Here is a 25,092-nt window from a genome sequence, read left to right on the forward strand (position 1 = left end):
ATGTCCAAATTACCCGCACTAGAAACATCTAATAGGATAGGTCTTTAGGCAGCGTCCCTTAACTGCGCGCAAATGGCACTAGCCCAAAGGGTTTAATCACACCACGGACAGTTAAGGGACACAGCCTAGTGCTTTACCAGTCTAATATCAAAATCAAAGCGTTGGAAATAAGCCGCAAGTTGGTCTAATTCTTGAGCACTGTAGCCAAGATTACCTGTGACTGGATAGATCATCTCGAGCTTGTCATATTTATTTTTTCCCAATTCGTGATAGGGCAAAATATCGATGCGGATAATATTTCCACGTTGCGCCAACTGAGTCACATAATTAATCACACCGTCGATGGCATCGTGAGAGTCGTTACATCCACGCACCAGCGGTATGCGTACTACAATATTGGCACCAAGTTCGACTAAACGTTCTAGATTCCTCTTGACTCTCTCATTACCCATGCCGAATAACTCTTTATGCCTAACACTGTTGATGTGTTTAAGATCGAAAAGGAACATATCGGTACATTTAGCCAATTTTTCATAATTCGCTAAAGAAGTGGTGCCATTCGTTTCAATGGCGGTATTAATCATCATTTTTTTGCATTCGGTCAGCAATGCGGCAGCAAAATCCGTTTGCATACTTAATTCGCCTCCTCCAAGAGTGACCCCACCCCCAGAAGCATAATAGAAGTCAACATCCTGCAGGATAATATCCATTAATTCCTGCACGGTAACGTCTTTCCCCATAATATCCAGCGCTTCAGAGGGGCAAGTTTCCTCACATTTTCGACAGCCCGTACACGCTATGTTGCGGTCAACGCGATGCTGAGGGTGACCTTCCGTATCTCTGATTAATGAATGAATACCCACTGGGCAAACATCGACACATTCTCCACAGCTGACACATTTATCTCGTGAAAACATGACTTGAAAATTGCTGCTTATCCCTTCGGGGTTTGCGCACCATGCACAGCGGATATTACAACCTTTGAAAAAAATCAGAGTGCGAATACCGTCTCCGTCATAGATAGAGTATTTCTGGATATTAAATATTCGCCCTTTTTTCTCCAGCAAATTATCCATTTATTTCATCCTCTTTGTTTCACCCACTCAGGACAGATTTGGGGAAAACTTCCCTGTTTTACCCCGGTCAGGATCAGAACTTCTCAATTATCGTCCGGCTGATAATTTCATCCTGAACTTCTTTACACAGTTCGACAAAGTAAGCACTGTATCCGGCGACGCGAACGATCAGGTCGCGGTATTTTTCCGGTTCGAGCTGTGCTTTTTTCAGTACTTCGTTATCTACATAGCTAAACTGCATCTGGCCATTACCCAGAATAGAAGCCGTGCGCAGCAGCGTGATCAGTCCATTTTTGCCTTCAGGGGTATCAAGCAATCCTTTAAGGAACTTGAAGTTGTGCACCATGCCAATGTTCATGGTTTCCATATTCATTTTACTGACTGACTTGATAACGGCGGTTGGCCCTTGTTTATCTGCGCCTTGGGTTGGGCTAATGCCGTCGGAGAGCGGCATCCACGCCAGACGGCCATTCGGCGTGGCTGCGGTCAGTGCACCGATCGGCGTGTTGTTGGAGATCGACAGCGTGCCGTGACTCATGGTGGAGTAGAGCATCTTGTACTTACGGCATTCACGCTCGGTCCACTCGGTGATATCAAGTGCGAACTGATCCACGCTATCATCATCGTTGCCATACTTCGGCGCGTTCAAACAGTCGCGGCGAAGCTGTTCAAACCCTGCGAAATTGGCCAGCAGCGCATCGCGGATCTGCTCAAGGCTGTATTTGCCATCCTGATAAACCAGTTTGCGGATTGCTGCCATAGAATCGACATAGGTCGCTAGACCCGAAAAGATCAACCCTGGGCCGTGGTTAATAATTGCCCCGCCAGCGGAGACATCTTTACCTTGTTCCATGCAGCCTTCTACCATCAGCGACATCAACGGTTTCGGTGCCACCTCGCGGTGTACGCGCTGGCTAATCACGGTACCAATAGCAGATAGCTTGACGATATGTGCAATCTGCTTTTTCACTGCCTGTTCAAAATCCTCGAAGGTTTCCAGCGTATGTAATTCACCGGTATCCAGGCCTTGGTAGCTATCATATAGCACCATACGGCCACGGTTGAGGACGAATTCGATGGCGATGGGCCACTGGGTATACCCTGTAGAGGTCCACTGATAGATGCGGCCAGATTTTTGCGGCTCCACACAGCCCATTAGGCAGTAGTCACGGGCATCATTAAAATCAAAGCCTTTGCGCAACATCATCTTGATATGTGCATCATCAAAGTGGCAGGCCGGGAATCCCATTCCGGCTTTCACCACATCCACGATTTTCTCCATGTATTTCTGTGGGGATTGGTTATGGATACGGCATGCCAGCGAGGGTTGATATACTTTGACAAAACGCACCGCGTCCATAATCAGGTAGGTGAGTTCATTACAGGCATCGCCACCGCTGCGTTTTTGCCCGCCGACAGTCAGGTTGATGAAAGGCTGATAGCCAGCAAAGTACTTGGCACCCAGTTCGCTAGACATCCACATCAGTTCGGCGCACTTGATGATGAAAGCTTGCAACAGCTCTAAGGCCTGCTCTTGCGTCAGGCGACCAGAGTCGATGTCCGCCTTATACATTGGGTAGCAGTATTGATCAACACGGCCTAGCGACAGACCCGTCTGGTTCTCTTCCACTTCAAACAGGGATTCTACAGTCCAGATACTCTGTAGTGCTTCCTGCAGAGTTTTTGGTGGATTGGCCGGTACGTTTTCGTTGGTTTCAGCAATGACAAGCAGTTCGGCACGACGAGCCGGATCTTGTTCATCGGCAGCGAGTTCACGGGCTTTCTCTGCAATCCTTCGGGCGTAAGCCATCACTCCTTCACAGGTTTCTATTGCGGATTTGTAGAAGTAGATCTTGTCGATATCTTCTGGATTTTCCATGCTCAATGCATCAAGACGTTGCTGGGCATCGGCTTTGATACCCTTCATCCCCTTGGTAAACAGCAGGACGTCGTAGCCAGGACAGGTATCACCACCGCCGTTAATCTGGTGATAGGAGAGATCGCTGACGTAGGTTTCGCCGCTGAATGCCCAGATACCGGCTTCACGGTACTGTGCCTCACAGACCTCATCCACTGAGCGACCTTCCCAAAACGGAACGATCTCTTCGCGGATCACTTTCTTGTCGGCTTCAGAAATGATGAAGGGGTCCTGCGGGCGTGTCGCCATGGTATCCAGTTCGTCTTTCACCCAGCGCCAGGCAATATCTGGCGAGAATGCCCCAGCACGCGGTTTACCGCAGGGGTGCCCGACGATCAACTCATCTTGCTGAACCAAAATGGGTGCCGCCTCGCAGGCTGCGCGGAAAGATTTGGCGCGTAATAGAATGGTCGGCAGGCCAGGATTATTTTTAGCAACCTCGGTAAAGGCGATTGCGCGGTAGATCGATACGCTTGGGCGAGCTTTTAGGTAGTTAGCACGCAGTCTTTGCAGGCGAGGTGTCAATCCTTCTAACTGGCCGGTTGCCACGGGTGCTGATGCCGTACTGTGCGTGGAGGCAGCGTTTTTCAACGTTTCCAAAATGGTGGTGTTTTCAGCATTGGTGGGGCGTTTGGAGGACGAGTTTTTTTTTCCCAGCGGTTTCGCTTGTGTCGTTAATGAATGGTGGCCCATATTCAAATCTCTCCTGATATTTTTCGTTTTTACGCAATCACGTAAAATGCGTTAGGTAGATTGTTATTGCCTGATGACAGGCATGATTAGGCGGTAATAGGCGCAATTTCTAACTTTGTTGCGCAGGTTGGTTTAGGGGCAACGGTTACGAAGCCCCACGGACTGATCTCTTTGCCAGAACAAACCTTAAAAGCGTTTTTCAGACTGCCGATGCTGGCCTAGACCGTTAATGGCTTCTCTAACAGGCTCCGAGTTCTTACTTATGGCCGTTTTGAGTTGGCTGACGCAGATCGTCAACACTGCGCACGCCATAGCCTACTTTTCGGATGTTAAGCAGGTTCATTGGGCCAACGTTGTCGGAACTCGAACCGCCCCCGATGGCACCGCAACCCAGAGTTAACGACGGAACCAGATTGGTGGTAGCGCCTATGGCACCTAAAGCGGATGGTGTATTAATCAGGATACGGTGCACGGGTTTTTGTAGTGCGAATTCGCGTACCACTTCCTGGTTTTGGGTGTGAATCACCAGCGTATGCCCCAGACCCTCGTTAGTCAGAAGTTCAAGCGCGCGTTTAGAGGCGCAGGAGTAATCCTCTTCGATATACATACCGAGCACCGGGCAGAGTTTTTCACGGGCATAAGGATTTTGGCGCGAAACACTGTTTTGCAACGAAATCAGCACCTGCGTGTTGTAGGGGACGTTCAACCTGGCTTGCTCACTGAGATACAGTGCGTTTTTACCTACTATTTCAGGATTAATCATACCGTTCGGACGTAACAGAATGCTGGCCAAACGAGCAGATTCTTCATCGTTCATAAAGTAGGCACCCTGTGCCAACAGTTCGCGGTGTACATCTTGGTAGATAGATTTTTCCACGATGATCGACTGTTCTGAGGCGCAGATCACGCCATTATCAAAGGTTTTGCTCGCGATGATATCGCTGACGGCCTGTTTGATGTTGGCACTGCGCTCGATAAACGCCGGATTATTGCCGGGACCACCACTGATGGTGGGTGTGCCCGAACCGTAGGCGGCTCGCACCATGCCTTCGCCACCGGTTGCCAGGATCAGGGAGACGTCTTTACTGCGCATCAGCGTTGTGGTGCCTTCCAACGTCATCTTGCTCAGACCGTCAACGATACCTGCAGGGGCACCAGCCTGTTGGGCCGCATTCTTAACGATTTCAAGTGTGCGCAGGCTGCATTGTTGAGCGCCAGGGTGCGGGGAGAAAATAATTGCATTCCCTGCTTTTAGCGCGATCAGCGTTTTATAAATAATAGTAGAGGTAGGATTGGTCGACGGCACCAAAGCGGTAATTACCCCCAAAGGAACACCCACACTCATGACTTTATTTTGCAGGTCGTCGTGAATAATACCGATGGTTTTTAAGTCTTTAATGTATTCATAAACCTTCTTGGAGGCAAAAATGTTCTTTAATACTTTGTCTTGCCAGTTACCAAAACCTGTTTCTTCATGAGCCAGTTTTGCTAACTCTCCAGCGTGCTCTGCTGCTTCGTTGGCAATATGCTTTACAATGCCATCGATTTTTTCTTGTGAAAATTTGGCAAACTGCAATTGCGCCTGTTTAGCATTATTAATCAGAGTGCGAGCCTGCTGAATAGATTGTAAATCTGGATCTGATAGCGTCATTATATTATCCCCTGAACAGACGTTTCATTCCCCCCCGAATCACTTACTGGTGTAAATCTCATCGGGATTTATTCATTGCCACTGACCGGTACCTCGACGTCTCTAGATATCAGTACTTTCATCTTCAATGGCACAGTTTGATAAGCGTGGAGCAAGGCTTTTCGAGCGGCTAAATGCACTATACCTATTAAATGATTATTCAAAATATAAATTCGCTGATTGCTATATATTTGGTTTTTTACTCTATGATTAACGCTATATTTATTGTTTATTTATGTTTCTATTCTGGTAATCGTTCCAGTAATAGCCTCATTGTCTGACTAAAAATTGCTGTGTGCGGATTTTACTCACTGTTTAATCAGATCGTTAATTTTATGGTTATTACATGGATGGTTTCGCTAACATGATGGAGCCTAGAATGTGAAGTAGTGCAGGTTTTTACATTGTGTTTGCAGGGGATGGCTCGGTATACTCGTCATACTTCAAGTTGCTTGGGTGTTGACTGACTGCCTTCGCTCACCCCAGTCACTTACCTGAGTAAGCTCCTGGGGCTTCGCTCAGTTGCCGACTACAAGCAACTCGAATTATTTTGGGTATATACCTAATAGGTGCTCCTATTAGCGCGGTATTTTTTCAGGTCATTTTTTTGTTTGTAAATTGGGCTGATAGTATTCATAAAAATGGTATGGCTTTTCAATAATCGCTATGTTGAACAGCATTGATAATTATGGACTATGGTACTCATGGATTATGCGCCACAATCAGTTCAAGTTGGCTTGGTTCACTTAATTGTGTGATTAAATCGTTAGGCTGCCAGGCTTTAGAGTACAAATGTACAGCGGTGAGTTGATCGAACTGAGTAACACTGTATCGGGGTTAATTTTCTCCATAGTCAGTGACAGGCCGTCGTGGCTGTCTGACATTTCGCGCATAAAGTAGTCAAAAATAACGTCGGGAGATTGGTCGATAGAAGACTTGCTGGCCACCCAGTGGTTGATTTGATAATAACGAGAGCTGGGGGAAACGCGTTTGCTGGTGTAGTCAAACTGAACATAACGTTGAAAATAAAGCCATCCAGCGCTTGAGTCTGAATATCCTTCGACCACAATTGAACCTTTACCTTTATCGTTAAAATTGAAGTGAATATTGACATTAACAGACTCGGTAATGGTATCTTCGAAATGCATGATGGCTTTGGTTGAGCAATTTAAAATACCGTTATGGTTTAATGGAGTGTGCCTGATGATGATAAATGTCGCAATCAGCAAAAGTATAATAGAGAAGATAAATAAAGCTCGTCCCAAAGCCCATTTTTTCATAATTTACTTCCATGAATAATAAAAATAATTATCGCAGTAACTGAATGAATTATCTTGATGTTTGGCACAGTGAGCGAGAAATGTGCGGCCTAAACCATTGGATTGCAGCTTATCACCGTAAAAGAAAAGAAATCTTTCGTCCTTGTTGTACGGTATTTTCTTTTTTTCTTTTACAGCAATGAAGTTGTTCAGGTAGTTTTCACGCATTCTGGGGTTAATCATCATGTCAGTGGAAAATACCTCAACAGGTTCCTGCGCGATGGGGGTGAGAGTGATAGGTTTCATGCTGCCGCTATTGGCCCAGGACCAGCCGAGCAGGGCGACTGCCAGCAGTGATATCGCTACACCCGCATAACCCCAATAGCGATCGGGGCTGTTAACGGCAGAAGGTCTTGGGGCGGGAGGAGGCACTATTTGCTCTGGCCGTTCGCCTTCACCGGCATCTATCACCGAATGGGGTAAGGTGTCATCGATCACTTCTATTGTTAGATCTGGATTCAGTTCCAGCCGACCACGCGCTACGGTGACGATAATATTCTCAATACCATAACTGCGGAAGGCTTTGCGCAGCATACTCAGGTATTGGTTTAGGTTACTATTGGATGACACCAGTCCTTTGTCATCCCAGACCCGCTGCATCACCATATCGCGGCTGATCACACCAGGGTTCTGGATCATAAAGAACAGCAGTGCATTGGCCGTGATGGTGAGTTGTGTATCGGACTTGCCGTCGTCGTCGAGCTTGAGTGAACCCTCGGTGGCATCATAAATAAGAAAGGCATTAATTTTAAATTTCATTATCGCCCCCGCGTGCTAACAGCCTAATACTCCCAGCAGGTCATTGCCGCCAATTGTATTATCAACGTCAGCCGGAGAAACGATGCGGTAATCCTTCTTTATTAACACCGGCCTGATTGACAACGACATTTACGGAAAACGCGGCGTTCCGGCCTTTAGCTGCATAATGCTGGCTGTTTTTGAGCAACGGTTGTTACAGCTTTCCGGGGCTTTCCTCTATGGATGTAGATGTTTATTCGGTGGATCATACCGACCAGTGGGGGTATTAATTTTGATCAAGGTCAAGCCCTGTCCCGTATAGGTCTGACCAATCTGGAATAATGTCTACCAGTTCAAACTATTCATTAGAAAATCTTTACTGACTGGAAAAGGGAGGATTAAGGCCACAAGAGGAAATGAGTTTCTATAAACGCTGTACTAGGCTGCGTCTAATAGTGCTACAGGTGGGAGTGATGCAGGTTAGCCGACCGTTGAGCGCAGGGATGCGCGATACAAGCCCCAGGGAGAGGGTCACTGCGTGTCGGCGTTCCGTATGATTCCCACCTACCTGAAGCTTACAGTGAAGCGGTATTAAGCGCGGTTATTTAGCCCCGCACTCCGGTGCGGGGGAGGAGGGATTACAATAACCAATCCAGTACCAGAATACCGCACAGGCTGATTGCCCAAGCTATGGTGGTAGGCACCGACCACACCATCATCTGTAGCTTAACGTCCTTGATCCCCATCATACGGTTCACCACCCAGAACATACTGTCGTTAAAGTAGCTGAAGAACAGGGCACCCATGGTTGCGGCCTGAGCGGCAGCAAGCATGTTAACCCCTGGCAACTGGCTGACAATCGGGGCTGAGATGGATGCCGCGGTGATCATGGCGACCGTGCCAGAACCCTGTATCAACCTGACCAGTGTTGCGATGAAAAAGGGGATCAGTACTGGCGTTAGCGGCAGGTTGGCAACATGCTGAGCCAGTAAAGTGCCGGTACCACTCTCACGCAGTACGGCTCCTAACGCACCACCTGCGCCGGTGACCAGCAGAATAATCCCTGCGGTTTGCAACCCTTCTTCCAAGCGCTCCAGCGTTTCGTGCTTGTTGATCTTTGGCATCAGAGTGTAGACCGCCAGCAACACACTGATGGCTAACGCAATGATGGGGGAGCCAAGGAAGGCAAACATTTGCCCCCAAAGACTTTCCCCCAACCCTGTCATGCCTTCGGCTTTTGCCAGCATGTTGTTAACCGCGTTGATAAAAATCAGCACGATAGGCGCAACGATTGGCAGCAGCGATAACGCTAAACTCGGTAGCGATTTACTTTCCTTCTCTGCCAGATAACGTTGATGAGTAGCGTGTAGATCTTCCGCTTCGTCTTCACTGTTTTCCGGCTCAAAATCGGGATACCGGGCGCCAAGCCAGCGAGCATAGATAACGACGCCGATCACACAAGGGATCGCCAATACTAGGCCTGCCATCATCATGGCACCGATATCGACGCCGAAGATAGCGGCCACCCCAAGTGGGCCAGGGGTGGGGGGCACTGCGTGATGGGTGAGGATCAAACCGCCAGCCAAGGCAACTCCCAGCGTCAGCAGATTGCGTTTGCCTTTTTTAGCCAGAGCCTTGACCAACGGATAAAGAATGACAAAAGCCGAATCGACGAAAATCGGGATACTGACGATATAACCGGTGATTGCCAGCGCCCACTCTTCACGCTTATTGCCCAGCCACTTGATGAAGCTGTAGGCGATTTGTTCCGCTGCACCGGAAACCTCCAGCACGCGGCCCATCATCACGCCCAACCCGATAACAATCCCAATGCTGCCGAGGGTACTGCCAAATCCTTTAGTAATGACATCGACAGTCTGTACTGCCGTTAACCCGCCGGAAATACCGGCGATCGAGGCGGCTATCAGCATGGCAATCAGAGCGTGAACGCGGGTGCGCAACACCAGAAACACCAGCACGAAGACGGCGACGGCCAGACCAATAATGGGGGTATAAAGCGCCATAATCAGCCCCCAGCCCGCAGCATTTCATCATGCATAAAGGCACGGATGATTTGCTGGAAGTTTTCATCAACAGAGAACCCTAACGCCAGCGCGCGGCTAATATCAAAGTTACCCGGCCAACTGGCCACGATCCGGTTGATGGTTTCGTCCGGTACAAAGCGGACCCGTTCACGAACCTGTTTACCGGCAACGGCCTCCAGCGCCTGCAACATCTGTTGGATGGTAACACTGATGCCGGGGAGGTTGACGGTGCGAGACGAGCCGAACTGCGCGGCAGGCAGCGTGGCAGCATGAATAAAGTTATGCACCACCGTACCAGGGCTGGATAGCCATAAGGCCAGATCGGGGGAAACCGGGCAGACCGAAGGATCACCGTGCAGTGGTTCGCGTATAATGCCGCTGGCGAAAGAAGAGGCCGCTTTGTTCGGTTTACCAGGGCGCACACTGATAGTGGGTAAACGCAATACCCGCCCGTCGACAAACCCCTTACGCGTATAGTCATTGATCAGCAACTCACACAAGGCTTTCTGCGCGCCATAGGAGGATTGCGGCAGCACGGCGCATTCATCTGTGACGATTGAAGGAAGTTTGCCGCCAAACACGGCGAGCGAACTGGTAAAGACAAACTTCATTGCCGGGGCATTATGCCGAGCGGCCTCCAGTAGCTGGCGAGTGGCATCGAAGTTCACCTGCATACCGAGATCAAAATCACTCTCCGCATGGCTGCTCACGATGGCCGCCAGATGAAATAGTACGCCACAGTCCCGATCAATCAGCTGACTGGCGGCACCGGGCCGTGTGAGATCAAGCGCCAGGCAGTGCACACGTGGATCTTCCATCGGCGTGGGGGGCTGCTGAATATCAGCCAGAATCAATTCACTGAAGGGCAACGAACTCTCCCGCAATAATGCAGCGGCTAAACGTTGCCCTAAAAAACCTGCTCCACCGGTAATGATGATCTTCATGATTATTATCCTTTCCCTTTATGGGATGCTGTTGCGATTAGGCTGATGTTATGCAGCCGAAAACCACGCTCTTTGAGCTGTTGCAGCACATCAGGCGGCAGTGCGTCATCGCATACGATGTCGTCGAGTGCCGTTAAGGGGCAGACGCGGAACATGCCGTACTTGCCGTATTTACTGCTATCGGAAACCAGCACTTTTCGCTTGGCGATCTCCAGCAGTGCCTGTTTAACCAGGACTTTTTCTTCGTGCGGTGTGGAAAGGCCATGAGCTAGATCCCAAGAACTGGTGCTGATAAAGGCCACATCGATATTTAGGGTGCGTAACAGCGTCGCGGCGCTGCTACCCACGCAGGAAAAATTACGTTGATCTACACGTCCCCCCGTGTGAAACAGATTGAGCTGAGGGCGATTCATCAAGTGCTGGATAATGGAAAAATCGTTGGTGACGATGGTCAGATTGAAACGTTCTGCCAGATGGCGGGCGATCTCGAAGCTGGTGGTGCCAGCATCCAGATAAACCACCTGGCCATCTTCCACCATGGCTGCTGCATATTTGCCGATGGCGCGTTTCTGCCGGTGATGGAGCTGGGCTTTTTCTTTGTAAGCCAGTTCCTGACGCAGCGCGTCGCTAAGGCGAACGCCGCCGCTGACGCTGATTACTTTACCTTCTTCTTCCAACTGATGAATGTCGCGCCTGACAGTCATGTGTGAAACGCTCATCAACTCGGCCAAAGCAACGATGGTGACCAGTTGATATTCATGTACGTAGCGATAGATAAAATCGCGCCGTTCCGATGGGATCATGCTTTCTCCTGGGCAGTGGCGGGCTGGTGGCGAGAGTGCCACTCAGTAGCTGTTATTTTTTGTTATAGAAGTTAATGTTTAATCATCTGAGTTAACAAATAAACGATGGGTATCACAGAAGTGCAGATGCGGGGTACGAGTGGCGACTTCAAAAATTCATTGATAATTATTGAGTTAAATGAATTTTTTGAAGCTGGGTAGATAACAGCAGGATGTGATGAATAATGTGACACATAACAAAAACAAGCAGTTTGCCGAAGATCTCGGTGGGGGAAGAGGTCGCTAGGCTGCAAATGACCGGCAGCGGCGCTGGTGTGCAATTAAAACATAGCCTGGTACAGGCCTTAAACGTATTTCAATACAGATGAAGCGCTATGCTTGGGGCACAAGCAGATTTTTTGCCAATATCATCTGTTTCCCAGTTTTTTGATGACGTTGTGGAAGAGTAATAGGGTAAGAATTGGACTATCTCTGTTGGGGAAATAGGCGAGTGACGTTTTTTTCGACATTCAATTCATTGAATGCGTGATAAGTGTTGCACGAGGGAAGCGGGCAGGTATAATGCCCACGTTTTCCGCATACTACTTCAGTGCCGAAGTGGCGAAATCGGTAGACGCAGTTGATTCAAAATCAACCGCCGCAAGGTGTGCCGGTTCGAGTCCGGCCTTCGGCACCAACAGTATGTAAATAGACCTCAACTGAGGTCTTTTTTTATGTCTAAAATCCAGTATTTACCTACCTTTCCCGCTATATTAACTCTCTCAGTGTCAACCGACATCAACCCACATCTACCAACAGATGTTGGTACAGATGATGGTATTTCTGGTTCGATAGTGCGTGTACCAACGGGGAGGGGATAATCATGGCGTTAACAGATATTAAAGTCAGGACATCCAAGCCTGAAGAGAAGCAGTACAAGCTGACCGACGGCAATGGCATGCATCTTCTTGTTCACCCGAATGGCTCTAAGTACTGGCGTTTGCAGTACCGCTTTTGTGGGAAGCAAAAGATGTTGGCTTTAGGTGTCTATCCAGATGTCTCCCTTGCGGATGCCAGGGCACGCCGTGATGAAGCCCGCAAGCAGATAGCGAACGGCATCGATCCAAGCGATAAAAAGAAAACCGATAAAGTTGAGCAGAATGAGGCTCGTACTTTTGAGGAGGTCGCTATCGAATGGCATGCTACCAATAAGAAGTGGTCGGAAGATCACAGCAAGCGCGTGCTGAAAAGCCTGGAAGATAATCTCTTCCCCGCGATTGGCAAACGTAATATTGGCGAGCTTAAAACCCGTGACCTGTTAGCCCCGATCAAAGTTGTAGAACAATCCGGGCGTCTTGAGGTGGCATCACGCCTTCAACAACGTTCGACCGCGATAATGCGTTACGCCGTGCAGAGTGGGTTAATTGACTACAACCCGGCTCAGGAAATGGCTGGTGCCGTTGCATCTAGCAACCGGCAGCATCGTCGCGCCTTGGAGTTAAAGCGTACTCCAGAACTGCTTCAACGAATTGATAGCTACACCGGCAGGCCGTTAACACGGCTGGCGGTTGAGTTGACGCTATTGATTTTTATCCGCTCCAGTGAACTGCGATTTGCCCGTTGGTCAGAGATCGATTTTGAAACCGCCATGTGGACCATTCCTCCCGAACGTGAACCAATCGAAGGGGTAAAACACTCTCACCGTGGCTCTAAAATGCGAACTCCACATCTGGTGCCGCTTTCCCGTCAGGCTCTGGCGATTCTCGAACAGATAAAGACTTTCAGTGGCGATCATGAACTGATCTTTATTGGTGATCATAACCCTCGCAAACCGATGAGTGAAAACACGGTTAACAAATCTTTGCGAGTGATGGGATATGACACACAGGTTGAAGTCTGCGGTCATGGATTCAGGACAATGGCGTGCAGTTCGTTGATTGAGTCAGGGTTATGGTCGAGGGATGCGGTTGAACGGCAGATGAGCCATATGGAACGCAACTCTGTACGAGCAGCTTATATCCATAAGGCTGAGCATCTGGATGAACGCAAGCTAATGCTGCAGTGGTGGGCTGACTTCTTGGATGCTAATAGGGAGAAGGCGATTAGTCCGTTTGATTTTGCCAAGCAGCACACGTTGAAATAATACTATCTGGCCATTGTTTATCAGTATAGGAACAGCTGCAAGAAAGAGACATCTGCCCATAAATATGGCTGGATGTCTTTTTCTTGATTATGGCCCACATGATGCTGTGTTGATTGCATAGGGGTAACCTAGTGTGCCAAATATCTGCGTCGCAGTTGTGCGGCTGAGTCGATTGTCGAGCAAAATACAACACTGTATAGTGCAGTACATTTGCAGGCTTTATCTGGGAGAATGAGATGGCTACAACCAAAACTGCGACGCTTACCATCCGAGTCGATCCCGGCTTAAAGGAAGCACTGCGAGCTGTTGCACAAGTGGAACACAGGTCTATCGCCAACATGATAGAGGTGCTGATCCGCGAGCACTGTGAGAAACATGGAATAGCTATCGAGAAGCCCAAGAAATTGGATCAATGTGGGGAACGTTAAGCATGATCAAGACTGTTAAACAGGCGTGTCGTTTTAATCCTATTATCCAGGATTACAGAATGAGCCAAGGAATTGAGAACCTAGCTGATCTCATCAACGACGCAGGTGACGGCAAAGAGTTTTTCTCACGTAACTACGTTACCCACGGTATGGAGCAGCTTTTCAGAGAAGGCATGCTTCGTCTATCTGGAAAATCAGATCAAGCGGTATTCGAGCTCACTCAGGCAATGGGTGGTGGTAAAACCCACATGATGATTGCGCTAGGTTTGCTTGCGAAACACGCACATTTACGTCCTGAGATGCTACCTGCAGATTTAAATGAACGCTTGAGCTTTGGGAATGCGCGAATCGCAGCGTTTAATGGTCGCAACAATCCTGATAATTACATATGGGGTGAGATTGCTACCCAACTCGGTGAGTCAGATAAAATTAAACAGCACTGGATCAACGGACCTAAATCCGTTGACCAAAAGAAGTGGAAAGAGATCATCGGCGACACTCCCACGTTGATTATGATCGACGAACTCCCCCCTTATCTGGATAACGCGAGTACTCAGGTCTTCGGCTCCGGTACACTCGCCAACATGGTAGTGTATAGTCTAAGTACTCTGATGAGTGCGGCATTAGAACTACCAAACTGCTGTATTGTCATTGCCAATCTGTCTGGGAGCTATAGTGCCCAAACCAAAACCCTGAAAGAAGCTATTTCGAACCTGCAGCAAGAAACCCGCAGGCAGTCGATGACTATTACACCGGTACAACTCTCGGGTAATGAAATCTATGAAATCCTTAAAAAGCGACTGATTGATGAGTTGCCTGACGAGCAAACTATCAGTGATGTTGCTGAGGAATACGCTCAGCAAATCAAAAAAGCAGAAGATGGCGGATACATTATTGCTTCAAGCATTGAACAAATCGCAGAACAGGTAAGAGAGACCTATCCGTTCCATCCATCATTCAAACACTTGGTGGCTCTATTTAAAGAGAACGAGGGTTTCAGACAGACTCGCGGTTTAATGCAGTTTACTGCTCGCCTGCTCAAAAGCGTGGAGCAACGCAAAACTGATGATGTCTTCCTCGTAGGCACGCAACACCTTGACCTAAATGACGAACAAGTTAAAGATGAAATTGAACGAATTTCTCCGAAACTAACCCCTGCCGTTACACGAGATATTGCAGACAAAGGTGATTCAGTTGCTGAAAAAATAGACAGCGAAATCAACAACGATGCAGCCAGCCAATTAATGACTTTACTCTTGGCATCGTCATTGTCTCGAGCCGTAGGTGGACGCATTGGTTTGTCGGAAAGTGAATTGATTGAATTCTTAACTGCGCCCAATCGCAAGGCAGATGAATTCCTTGATGCACTCCAAAACTTACGTGAGCACGCTTGGTACTTGCACCGTGAAGACCAACGCTTCTTCATTAAAGAAACTGAAAACCTTTCGCGCCAGATCGAGCGTACTGCTAAGGATATACCGCTACCAAAAATTGATCAGGCCTTGATTAACCGGCTCAAGGGAATCCTTCAGCCCAACCGCCGTAATACCTATCAGGAGGTGCAAATTCTTCCGCGCATGGACGAACTCAGACTAAGTGGACCTCGAGTCCTTATCGTGATTAAACCAGATGGAAAAATACCGCCGAGCGAACTCACCAACTTCTTTGAGTTTCAGCAGGAAAAGAACAACCTACTAGTGCTTACCGGGCAAGACAGCATCATGGCTGATGCTGTCGAAGATCGTCTACGTGAGCTGTATGCCATCGAACAAATTGGAAAACGCCTAAAGGCCGGTGATACGTTATTTGAAGAAGCGCGTGATAGATTGGAGGAAGCTGAGGGGAGATTCATCAAAGCTTTGTCTGCAGCTTATAATACCGTACTATTTCCCGGCATTGATGAGGTGGATGGCTCTGAGCGTTTGCTCAAAGTCACAATTGATCATGGATTGAAAGTAGGTGAAGGCGAGCAATCTGCCGAAGCTCAAATTGAAAAACTGATGGCAGACCCAAGAGCTAACTACAAATTAGCTTCAGATTTGAAAGATGGTTTCGTGCAGTATTTTGCTTTGGCAGAGTCGGAGCTTTGGCCTTCTGGTACCAACAGCCGCCGCACTCCGTGGAAGGATGTCATCAATCGCGCCAAATGCTATCCCGGCTGGCCTTGGATGCCCGGCAGTAGTGGTATGGATACATTGCGAACCGAGGCTCTGAAACAGGGACGCTGGCGCTTAGGTGAGGACGGCTACATAGAGAAAGGCCCCTTCCCGAAAGAAAAAACCAGTGTCAATGTATCATTTTTGGGGGCAAATCCTGACACCGGGGAATCGCAGCTCAGCTTGACACCGAGAAACGCTGGCGAAAGTCCGGTTATCTATTATTCGACAAAACCGGAAGTTCTGGAAACAGCACCTAAAATTTATGACCTGGAAAATTTCTGTACGACTGAAGGCACTCTTTACTTTAAGGTCGTTGATCCTACTGGAAAATACGAAAGCGGCCCAGCTACACGATGGGTTGCCGACCTAAAAGTCAGACATCAAATCGAACCTTCTGCAGACAAGCGAAAGATTACTTTACATTGTACACCTAACGCCGAAATGTACTACACATTGGACGGTTCGAATCCGAAAGATGGTCAGCCTTACACAACTCCATTCGAGGTAGGCTCCGAAGCTGCCCGTTTACTGGTTTATGCCAAATCGGGTGAAGCGACAAAAACGGCCGATTTTCAGATTCCGCATAGCGCCGACAAAACTGTTCAGATCGATTACACCAAGCCAGCACGCTTAAATAGTGGTAAGCGTGTTCCACTCGATACCACAGAAAAAGTCTTCACGGTGATAAACCGCTTCAAAGACCAGGCAAACACACGTTTTAAAGGTGTCCGCATTGAGATCGGCGAAGGTGAGAACACTGTAGGTATTCGTTTCGGCGAACGCCAAATCACCGCTGCGATGATCGAGGCGACGGTAAATAGCCTACGAGATGTATTGAATGAAGCCGATGCTAATGTGTCGATTGCTGTCAGAGACGGCATTGATTTTGAAAATGGCTTTGAAGCCAAAGAGTTTGCCAAGTTAGTTGGCATTGAGTTGAAACCTGGCGATATAGCCCAAGACGAATGAGCGTCAAAAAAGAGACTAGAAATATGGTAAAGGCACAATCAAACATAACCACGGCAGGTGTTAAACATCCGACGCTGGGTTTCGGCGTGCCTGCTAGCAGCGATCCTCACCACTTTAAAGTAATTATTCCAAAGACAAGTAACGGCAAAGTGCAAATCAGTGAGTACCTTGGTTTACAAGCGCAGAATAAGGAATCTTCCGTAGTTGATCGCGTGTTGCTAGATCGCACTCGTTGGACAGCTATACGCGCGGAAGTGCAGCGTGCGTTTAACGCTCGCTTGAAAAGCTACGGTTTAAAAACCAGTTCTTGGCAAGTAGGTGAGAACATGCTTGACCGTTTGTTGGGCAAAGAGCTTTGTGTACTCGCTTGGGCAATAGAGGGTATGGAAATTGACAATATCCCTCTTGCAGTCCGCAATTGGTTAGCACTTCGTCCAGAGGAGCGTTGGTGGTTATTTGGCATGACTGCGAAGAGCACTGGAGGTGTTGAAGATCGTGATGTCGGTTGGCGTATTGCCTTGCGTCACGCTCTTGGCGATATTGTACAAACAGAACAGATTGAACTCACTCAGGACAGCAGCGTTTCTTACAGTGGTCATGTACCAAAGTCCCACGAAATAAAATCACCGTCAGCGAGTTATGGAGACTTGAAGCCATCTGGTGATACCAGCTTGTTGCCTCAAGATAGTAGTAATAACGATTTATTATTACTCGATGGCGACAATGCTCCAGCATCCAATGAGCTTGCTCAAGGAAACTCAAATGCTGAGGGATCCCTGTTCTTGTTTGAAGCAAAGCTGGCTAAGGCTATCGGGCACCCTATTGGTGAAATGAGTAGTCCCGAGTTTTTAGTCAAAAAGGGATCAACGGCAAACATTGTTCTGGCCAAGTCGCTACGTCCAGCCGTTCGAGAGCTGCGTCAGAAGCTGTTAGATGATGGTGTGCTCGTGAAACAAGGAGATGTTTATTCCTTTGTACATGAATATCAGTTTAAAAGCCCTAGTACGGCGGCTTGTGTGATAGCCGGCAATCCGCGCAGTGGTATGGATGCTTGGCGGGACCTGCAAAGCCGTAGCCTGAAAGAGCTAGGATACGGTAAAAAGGGCTAACTAATGGTTTGGACTCAGGCAGAAAAAACCATGTGGTCTAAAAAATGCACTGAATAGATATAGACTGCGCAAGGCAACTTGTCCTTGCGCAGTCTGTTTGGAGATAAAGATTAAATGACACAACTAACCCCCTTCGCGCTTAAGAATGCCTCAGCTCTGATCGAGGCTGTATATCCAGCACAAAAAATTTCATTTGAAGCCCAAAAAGAACGAAAGGCGGGGCCAGGTCAAACTTTGACCTCACTGGGTTCTTATTGGAAGGGGAGAAAACCGTTGATCCTTGTTCGCTCGGTAGTGTTGGGAACAATCTTGCCCCAAACCGAAGACACCGAGAAGGATTTAGAAATTTTTGAAATGCTGATGGGTTTTGACACCGAAAGTCTAGCAAAGCGCGCGTTAATTCAAAATGACATCAAGCCAGCCGAGATAGCCGCTCGTATACAGCTACACAATCCTTGGGATTATTTTAGTCACAACGTTAAAGCCTCAGATGCAAATTATAGCGAGGTAAATGCGTTACAGTTTCCAATCAACAGTAATTCTCTTGGCATTAAGTTGCGCTGGCGTCGTGATGTAAAAGAAAGCGAAAAGCTGGCTATTTACCTCCAGTATCTGGAAACCATTCATGGGTATGAGGCAAAGGCCAGTCTTTGCAAAAGGCCAGAGGAAATTGATCAGGAGTGGCTCTACGCACACATTTGGGCAAAGGTTAATCGGCATTATAAAAATCTTGGTGTTAACGCAAAATCCCACCAAGAGCTCATAGATCAACTTGGACAGCTTCGCTACGGCCATTGTCCAAAGGTGGCTGACACCTTCAGTGGTGGCGGTTCAATACCATTTGAAGCAGCAAGATTAGGTTGTGACGTATACGCCTCTGACTTAAACCCAATCGCATGTATGTTGACTTGGGGAACATTTAATATCATTGGTGCTCAAACCGATTCTCATAACTCGATAATAGAAAAGCAACTACAGGTCAAAATTAAGGTAGAAAAAAAAATAGCTGATCTGGGAATCGAACATGATTCCGAAGGTAATAGAGCAAAGGCTTTCTTATATTGTATTGAGGCGCGTTGCCCCGAAACAGGATGGATGGTTCCATTGTCTTCCACTTGGGTCATTTCACCAAGACAGAATACTATTGCAAAACTTATCCCCAATCATAGACTTAAGTCGTTTGATATTGAGGTGGTCAGCAATGTGAGGGTTAGTGAGGTAGAAGCAGCCAAGGTTGGTACCATTCAAGATGGGAAAATGGTCTACGAACTAGATGGTAAAGTGTACCGTACCCCAATCAAAACGCTACGGGGTGATTTTAAGGATAAAGATGGAAAAACAAAAAACCAATTGAGATTATGGGAAAAGCTTGATTTTAAGCCAAGAAAAGATGACATTTTCCAAGAGAGGCTGTATGCAATACAGTGGATAACGAAAGACACTATAAACGAGTCTAGAAAAATAACATTTTTTACAGGACTTAGAGAAGAAGATGTCACTCGCGAAAAATTAATCGATAAAATTATTTCTGAAAAAATTCAGGACTGGCAGTCAAGGGGAATAATCCCTGATATGGAAATAGAATCAGGTGATAAAACAGATGAGCTCATTAGGACGCGAGGGTGGAAATATTGGCACCAATTATTTACGCCAAGAGATTTGCTGAATCTAGCCTTTCTGAAACAAGAAATAAACAGCCCAGAACTAATACCAGAGTTCTGTGGGACGCTTGATTTTTGCTCAAAACTATCTCGTTGGATTGTAAGATATTCATCGGGAGGCGGAAGCGACTTCACCTCTAATGTATTCTCTAATCAAGCCCTGAACACACTTTACAACTGGGCTAACAGATCATTTTTTGATTGTGAATTTGTACAAAACTATCAATCGATTCCGTTACCTCATAATGCTGAGCTGCGATCTTTGGCAAGCAATGAAATATCAGCATTGAATGATATATATATTACAGACCCTCCATACGCAGATGCAGTTAATTATCATGAAATCACCGAATACTTTATCGCATGGCTGCGCAAAAATCCACCGAAGCCATTCGATGAATGGACATGGGACTCGCGCCGTGCCTTAGCTATCAAGGGGTCAGGGGATGACTTTCGCAAAGGAATGGCCAGCGCCTATAAGGCGATGGCTGAGCATATGCCAGATAATGGCATGCAATGCGTGATGTTTACCCATCAGGATACCGGCGTTTGGTCAGACATGATCGGTATTTTCTGGGCCTCGGGATTGCAGGTTGTTGGCGCATGGTATATCGCAACAGAAACCACTTCCGAGCTTAAAAAAGGCGGCTATGTACAAGGTACCGTCATTTTGATGTTACGTAAGCGGCCAGTTGGAGAAAACGCAGGTTTTAAGCAGCGCTTGTTACCTGCTGTCAGGGCAGAAGTAAAGCGCCAAATCGAAACTATGATGCACCTGAATGATGAGATTCAAGATAAACTGGGAGAGCCTGTATTCAACGATTCTGACCTGCAAATGGCTGGTTACGCAGCTGCGCTGAAAGTGCTTACATCTTATACTCATATTGGTGGTGAGGACGTCACCAACTTTGCTTTGAGGCCACGCACTAAGGGTGAAGTTACAGTTGTAGATGAAATAGTGCAACAAGCGGCTGAAGCTGCAAATAGCTTGCTGGTACCGGAAGGTTTGTCCCCTGACACCTGGCAAAAAATAAACGGCATTCAGCGCTTTTATTTGCGCATGATTGATATTGAAACTACTGGCGCCTCCAAGCTTGACAACTATCAAAATTTTGCCAAAGCCTTCCGGGTTGAAGACTACAGTAGGGTAATGGGTAACATGACCGCCAGTAAGGCTCAGTTGAAACGGATACCCGAGTTTGCTTCACGTGATCTAACGGAAAGTACCGAAATTGGAGCAAGCTGGCTTGGCCACTTGATCATCGGTTTACAACAGATACTCAATGAAAAAGATCCTCAAGTCGTAATCGGTCAGTTGCAAGCAGACTTGCCAGACTTTATGGAAGTGCGTCCGATCTTGATCGATTTGCTAACATTTATCGAAATGAAAGCACCCGAGAAAACCACCCGCGATGCAGCAGAAGTTTTGGGCGCGCGCTTGAGGAATATGCGTGCACTTGGTCAGTGATAAAAGTGGCAGTGATAATGTTAACATAATGAATAAAAAAATTTAATAACAACAAGGATAGGGATTTTAAACCAATGAGCATTCGGCGATTTTCTTCACGAACGCATAGGCTCGACAATAGCTTCCTACTTGAGCACCTCAAAGTTGCTCGCAGTTATAAACGCATAGCTGGTTACTTTACGAGCTCGCTATTTGAAGTGGCCAACGAGCTGATTGAATCTGTACCAGATGTAAGGATCGTCTGCAATGTAGATATCCATCCTGCCGATCTGAAAGTGGCTCAATTACGCGCGTCCAAAATGATAGGCCGATGGAATGAGCGGGACATAGAAGCTGAAAGCTTGCTCAACCGTGACCGTTATCGCCGTCTGGACAGTTTCCTTGCTAAGCATGGCCAGGTAATTCGCGTTGCCCCTGATAGCATCTGTGGTTTTCTGCATGGTAAGGCGGGTGTTATCGAGCTAGCCGATGGGAGGAAAATTGGCTTCATTGGATCAATGAATGAAACCAGCAGTGGCTGGCAGCGTCATTATGAAATCCTCTGGGAAGACGAATCACCAGAAGGCGTGCAATGGATTGAGCAGGAATTTGAATATTTATGGAACGCTGCACGTCCACTACCTGAAGCAGTTATTCGTGAAGTTAAACGCCGAGGCTATCGAAGAGAAGTGCTGTTTGACGATATCGTCGAGGACGATGATATCGCTCCAGCAGCGCTGATCGAATCTCCGCTTTATCGCCAAGGGTTTTCCTTACAGCCTTGGCAACAAGGGTTTGTCAGTGAGTGCATTCGCCATTACCGAAACCATGGCATTGTACGCTTATTGATTGCTGACGAAGTGGGACTGGGAAAAACCCTGTCAATGGCTACTGCCGCACTTTCATTGTGCTTACTTAGCGATCGCGAGAACAAGAAGCGCAAGCCTGTCATTATTTTTACCCCAGCCACACTCTGTGAGCAATGGCAAGTTGAGATGATCGATAAGCTGGGGATCCCTTGTGCCAGGTGGCAAACTCAAAAGAAAGCCTGGTTGGATCCTGAAGGGCGAATCATCTCGCCAGTTGGGCAAGAGCATATTGCAAAGTGCCCGCTTCGGGTGGGGATTGTATCCACGGGCCTGATGATGCGCGACTCATCAGAGAGGCAGCATCTGTTGGGTTTACGTTTTGGCGTGGCCATACTGGATGAAGCGCATAAAGCACGGAGCAGACAAGGCTTCGGCAAAGATGCAGGCTCGCATAACGAATTACTCACCTTCATGAGAGAAATCGCTGCACGTTCTGACCATGTCATTTTGGGGACGGCGACCCCCATTCAAACCCGCACGGAAGACTTGTGGGACTTGATTGGCATCCTGCACCAAGGAAGCGGTAACTTTGTGCTCGGCAACGATTTTGCCAAATGGCACCGCCCGCTAGAAGTGTTACCTATATTATCAGGTGAACAGCGCATTACTGAACCCAGTTTTGCCTGGGAATTGCTTCGTTCACCACTGCCAGTCGTAGATTCAACCAGCGAGCAATATGCTCGCCGCTTATTCAGCTCTCTTCGTCAGGATTTTGGATTAATTAATCAGAATGACAAGTGGGACATAAAGAATACTCTTTCTGACCTGACAGAAGAGTCTCTGGAATATCTAGAAGATGAGCTGGATAGAGATATAGCTGGTGCCAGTTTTTTTCAACGCGAAAACCCATTAATCCGCCACATCGTTTTACGCAAGCGAGTAACGCTTGAAAATGCCGGTTTATTGCCCCGCATCGGTGTGGATGTCCATCCTGATCGGGAGTTGGCGAGAGAAGTTGATCAATTTAACAGTTTGTTCGAGGGTAAGGCTCTGAGAACAAGCGAGGACTTCCGGCAAGCCTACTCAGAGGCTCGACATTTTGGCAAGGCTCTTGCTCAAAGTGGTAAAGGTAGTGGCTTCATGAAAAACATGATGGAGCAACGGATTTGCTCGAGTATTGCTGCAGGATTGAATACGGCTCGAATGTTACTGGAAGGTCGGACTGTTCTCGAGGAAGCTGATGAGCAACTGATTGAGGTTAAAGCCGAAAGCCCAGATGAAGTCGCTGTCCTGAAACGGATGATCGTCAGGCTTGAATACATCAAAGAAGACCCAAAGCTAAGTGCTGTCATCCATTATCTCGAAAAGGAAAAATGGCTAGAACTTGGCGTCATTATTTTCAGCCAGTATTACGACACAGCAAAATGGATTGCTGATTCCCTTGCCGTGCGTTACCCCGACCAAGTTGTGGGTCTTTATGCTGGCGCAGGTCGTAGTCGCCTGTATCAAAAAGGGGAAAGCGTCAATATTGAAAGGGAAACACTCAAACGTATGGTTGCTGAGCACCAACTTCAGATCATGGTTGCTACCGATGCTGCGTGTGAAGGCCTGAACCTACAGACATTAGGTACGCTGATCAATATCGATCTTCCATGGAACCCGACTCGCTTAGAGCAACGTATTGGTCGCATCAAGCGTTTTGGCCAGGTTCGTGAGAAAGTCGATATGCTTAACCTAGTCAACGAGCAAACCGTAGATGAAAAGGTTTATGAAAAGCTGTCAGAACGAATGCGGGACCGCTATAACCTGTTTGGCTCTTTGCCCGACACCATTCGTGATGAATGGATTGAAGATATTGAAACTATTGGTGAAAAAATGGATGGATACATTAACGCTCAGAAACAGGCTAATGGTTTTGATCTTCGCTATACAGAGACCATGTCACTATCTGATAAGGATTGGCGCGATTGCTCAAATGTACTCTCACGCCGCGATTTTACTGAGTTAATGATGTCTGGTTGGGGTGAAAATAAATGAGTTCTGGAAAAATGGTTACCTACGATCAGCTCATGCTACCATTAATGAGGGCACTCGTTAATTTGGGGGGGTCGGGTAGCATTGATGAAATCTATGATACCGTTGTAGAAATAGAACAGTTTGACGAAGACACATTGGATATTTTACACAATCCTGAAAAAAGCAGTCAGACAGAAATTGGATATCGTTTAGCTTGGGCTCGTACTTATTTAAAAAAAGCTGGTTATCTTGAAAATTCATCACGTGGTGTATGGACACTGACAGATAAAGCTAAGCAAGTGCCAGAATTTGATTGTCGTGAGATTGTAAATTTTGTCCGAGCATTAGATCGAAAATCTAGTCAACCAATTACAGATCCTAGTAAACTTGAGTTAGCAATTGATGATTCGCCGGAAGAAGTACTTGCTTGGCGCGAAAAGTTACACCATGTATTGGTCGAAGAAATGAGTCCTGGCGCGTTTGAAAGATTAACGCAAAGACTCCTACGAGAATCAGGATTTATTCACGTTGAAGTTACCGGGCGAACTGGTGATGGTGGCATAGATGGTAAAGGTATCGCCCGTATTAATGGTTTAATGAGTTTTCACATTGCCTTTCAGTGTAAAAAATACAAAGGTTCTGTTGGGGCACCAGAGATACGAAATTTCCGCGGTGCAACTATTGGACGTGCCGATAGAGGTATGTTTATTACAACAGGAAGTTTCACGAAAGCTGCAATTGAAGAAGCAAATCGTGATGGTGCGGCTCCGATAGATTTAGTTGATGGTGATCAGTTGGCAGATAAACTCAAGGAGTTAAGTTTAGGTGTGAAAACAGAGTTTGTTGAGAAAGTAAACGTCGAGCCGGATTGGTTTTTAAATCTCTAGGAATCGCAAGTGATACGCATACTCTTTTTTCATCTGCTTAGGGAGTCGTTACGAGGGAAGTAACCGAATACCTCTAACGGGTTGATATAGAGGTTCGGGGCCCTCGCTATAATTTTTTTGTTTGAAGCTCCATCAATCGGGCTATGTTAGCGACTAGGTTAGGTTCCATCGAAGGCAATTCTTCTCAAAATATTTTCTGGGGAAGAAATGGTGATAATTTCTGCTTGTAGCAATTTTTAGATTTGAATTATTAAGAGTA

Annotated in this window: 14 protein-coding genes, 1 tRNA gene and 1 pseudogene; 8 read left to right on the forward strand and 8 right to left on the reverse strand. The window is 47.2% G+C overall.

Annotation, left to right across the window (positions count from 1 at the left end; all coding sequences use genetic code 11):
* Positions 1 to 125: 125 nt before the first annotated feature.
* From cutD to OK023_RS01315, 8 genes and pseudogenes are all read right to left on the reverse strand, one after another.
* A complete protein-coding gene (gene cutD / locus OK023_RS01280; protein ID WP_317694394.1) occupies positions 126 to 1,076 on the reverse strand; it encodes a choline TMA-lyase-activating enzyme in 951 nt (316 codons plus the stop codon).
* Positions 1,077 to 1,149: 73 nt separating this feature from the next.
* Positions 1,150 to 3,531 (reverse strand): annotated as a pseudogene (cutC, locus tag OK023_RS01285) (choline trimethylamine-lyase); the annotation flags it as partial.
* A gap of 412 nt (positions 3,532 to 3,943) precedes the next feature.
* Entirely contained in the window at positions 3,944 to 5,338 is a 1,395-nt protein-coding gene (locus OK023_RS01290) for an acetaldehyde dehydrogenase (acetylating) (protein ID WP_317694395.1), read from the reverse strand.
* Positions 5,339 to 6,135: 797 nt separating this feature from the next.
* Entirely contained in the window at positions 6,136 to 6,657 is a 522-nt protein-coding gene (locus OK023_RS01295; RefSeq protein WP_317694397.1) for a FidL-like protein, read from the reverse strand.
* Positions 6,658 to 6,660: 3 nt separating this feature from the next.
* Positions 6,661 to 7,455 carry a transcriptional regulator gene (locus OK023_RS01300; RefSeq protein WP_317694398.1) on the reverse strand — a complete coding sequence of 265 codons (795 nt, stop codon included), beginning with the start codon at positions 7,453 to 7,455 and terminating at the stop codon, positions 6,661 to 6,663.
* A gap of 617 nt (positions 7,456 to 8,072) precedes the next feature.
* A complete protein-coding gene (locus OK023_RS01305) occupies positions 8,073 to 9,461 on the reverse strand; it encodes a gluconate:H+ symporter (RefSeq protein WP_317697439.1) in 1,389 nt (462 codons plus the stop codon).
* Positions 9,461 to 10,423, reverse strand: coding sequence for a D-erythronate dehydrogenase (denD, locus tag OK023_RS01310; protein WP_317694399.1), 963 nt, complete (start codon positions 10,421 to 10,423; stop codon positions 9,461 to 9,463). Before denD ends, OK023_RS01305 begins: the two co-directional genes overlap by 1 nt.
* Positions 10,424 to 10,428: 5 nt before the next feature.
* Positions 10,429 to 11,226: a DeoR/GlpR family DNA-binding transcription regulator gene (locus tag OK023_RS01315; RefSeq protein ID WP_317694400.1), complete on the reverse strand. Its 798-nt coding sequence runs from the start codon at positions 11,224 to 11,226 to the stop codon at positions 10,429 to 10,431.
* Positions 11,227 to 11,817: 591 nt separating this feature from the next.
* Between OK023_RS01315 and OK023_RS01320 the strand changes: the two genes are divergently transcribed.
* The 8 genes from OK023_RS01320 (at position 11,818) to OK023_RS01355 (ending at position 24,833) form a co-directional block, all read left to right on the forward strand.
* A tRNA-Leu gene (locus OK023_RS01320) sits at positions 11,818 to 11,902 on the forward strand.
* Positions 11,903 to 12,088: 186 nt separating this feature from the next.
* Positions 12,089 to 13,348, forward strand: coding sequence for a tyrosine-type recombinase/integrase (locus OK023_RS01325; protein ID WP_317694401.1), 1,260 nt, complete (start codon positions 12,089 to 12,091; stop codon positions 13,346 to 13,348).
* Positions 13,349 to 13,584: 236 nt separating this feature from the next.
* Positions 13,585 to 13,776 (forward strand): ribbon-helix-helix protein, CopG family, encoded by a 192-nt coding sequence (locus OK023_RS01330; RefSeq protein WP_317694402.1) that lies wholly within the window; start codon positions 13,585 to 13,587, stop codon positions 13,774 to 13,776.
* Between the two features lie 2 nt (positions 13,777 to 13,778).
* Positions 13,779 to 16,904, forward strand: a complete 3,126-nt coding sequence (locus OK023_RS01335) for an anti-phage-associated DUF499 domain-containing protein (protein ID WP_317694403.1) — start codon at positions 13,779 to 13,781, stop codon at positions 16,902 to 16,904.
* A gap of 23 nt (positions 16,905 to 16,927) precedes the next feature.
* A complete protein-coding gene (locus tag OK023_RS01340; RefSeq protein ID WP_317694404.1) occupies positions 16,928 to 18,013 on the forward strand; it encodes an anti-phage-associated DUF3780 domain-containing protein in 1,086 nt (361 codons plus the stop codon).
* A 114-nt stretch (positions 18,014 to 18,127) separates the two neighbouring features.
* On the forward strand, positions 18,128 to 21,142 hold the full coding sequence (locus OK023_RS01345; RefSeq protein WP_317694405.1) for an anti-phage-associated DUF1156 domain-containing protein: 3,015 nt from the start codon (positions 18,128 to 18,130) through the stop codon (positions 21,140 to 21,142).
* A gap of 74 nt (positions 21,143 to 21,216) precedes the next feature.
* Positions 21,217 to 23,967 carry a phospholipase D-like domain-containing anti-phage protein gene (locus OK023_RS01350; RefSeq protein ID WP_317694406.1) on the forward strand — a complete coding sequence of 917 codons (2,751 nt, stop codon included), beginning with the start codon at positions 21,217 to 21,219 and terminating at the stop codon, positions 23,965 to 23,967.
* A complete protein-coding gene (locus OK023_RS01355; RefSeq protein ID WP_317694407.1) occupies positions 23,964 to 24,833 on the forward strand; it encodes a restriction endonuclease in 870 nt (289 codons plus the stop codon). Before OK023_RS01350 ends, OK023_RS01355 begins: the two co-directional genes overlap by 4 nt.
* Positions 24,834 to 25,092: the final 259 nt, after the last annotated feature.

The sequence above is a fragment of the Serratia sp. UGAL515B_01 genome (assembly GCF_033095805.1).
Lineage (GTDB): Bacteria > Pseudomonadota > Gammaproteobacteria > Enterobacterales > Enterobacteriaceae > Chania.

Coding starts and splice junctions, on each gene's coding strand:
- cutD (WP_317694394.1), bottom strand. CDS start 1,076: ATGGATAATTTGCTGGAGAAAAAAGGGCGAATATTTAATATCCAGAAA.
- OK023_RS01290 (WP_317694395.1), bottom strand. CDS start 5,338: ATGACGCTATCAGATCCAGATTTACAATCTATTCAGCAGGCTCGCACT.
- OK023_RS01295 (WP_317694397.1), bottom strand. CDS start 6,657: ATGAAAAAATGGGCTTTGGGACGAGCTTTATTTATCTTCTCTATTATA.
- OK023_RS01300 (WP_317694398.1), bottom strand. CDS start 7,455: ATGAAATTTAAAATTAATGCCTTTCTTATTTATGATGCCACCGAGGGT.
- denD (WP_317694399.1), bottom strand. CDS start 10,423: ATGAAGATCATCATTACCGGTGGAGCAGGTTTTTTAGGGCAACGTTTA.
- OK023_RS01315 (WP_317694400.1), bottom strand. CDS start 11,226: ATGATCCCATCGGAACGGCGCGATTTTATCTATCGCTACGTACATGAA.
- OK023_RS01325 (WP_317694401.1), top strand. CDS start 12,089: ATGGCGTTAACAGATATTAAAGTCAGGACATCCAAGCCTGAAGAGAAG.
- OK023_RS01330 (WP_317694402.1), top strand. CDS start 13,585: ATGGCTACAACCAAAACTGCGACGCTTACCATCCGAGTCGATCCCGGC.
- OK023_RS01335 (WP_317694403.1), top strand. CDS start 13,779: ATGATCAAGACTGTTAAACAGGCGTGTCGTTTTAATCCTATTATCCAG.
- OK023_RS01340 (WP_317694404.1), top strand. CDS start 16,928: ATGGTAAAGGCACAATCAAACATAACCACGGCAGGTGTTAAACATCCG.
- OK023_RS01345 (WP_317694405.1), top strand. CDS start 18,128: ATGACACAACTAACCCCCTTCGCGCTTAAGAATGCCTCAGCTCTGATC.
- OK023_RS01350 (WP_317694406.1), top strand. CDS start 21,217: ATGAGCATTCGGCGATTTTCTTCACGAACGCATAGGCTCGACAATAGC.
- OK023_RS01355 (WP_317694407.1), top strand. CDS start 23,964: ATGAGTTCTGGAAAAATGGTTACCTACGATCAGCTCATGCTACCATTA.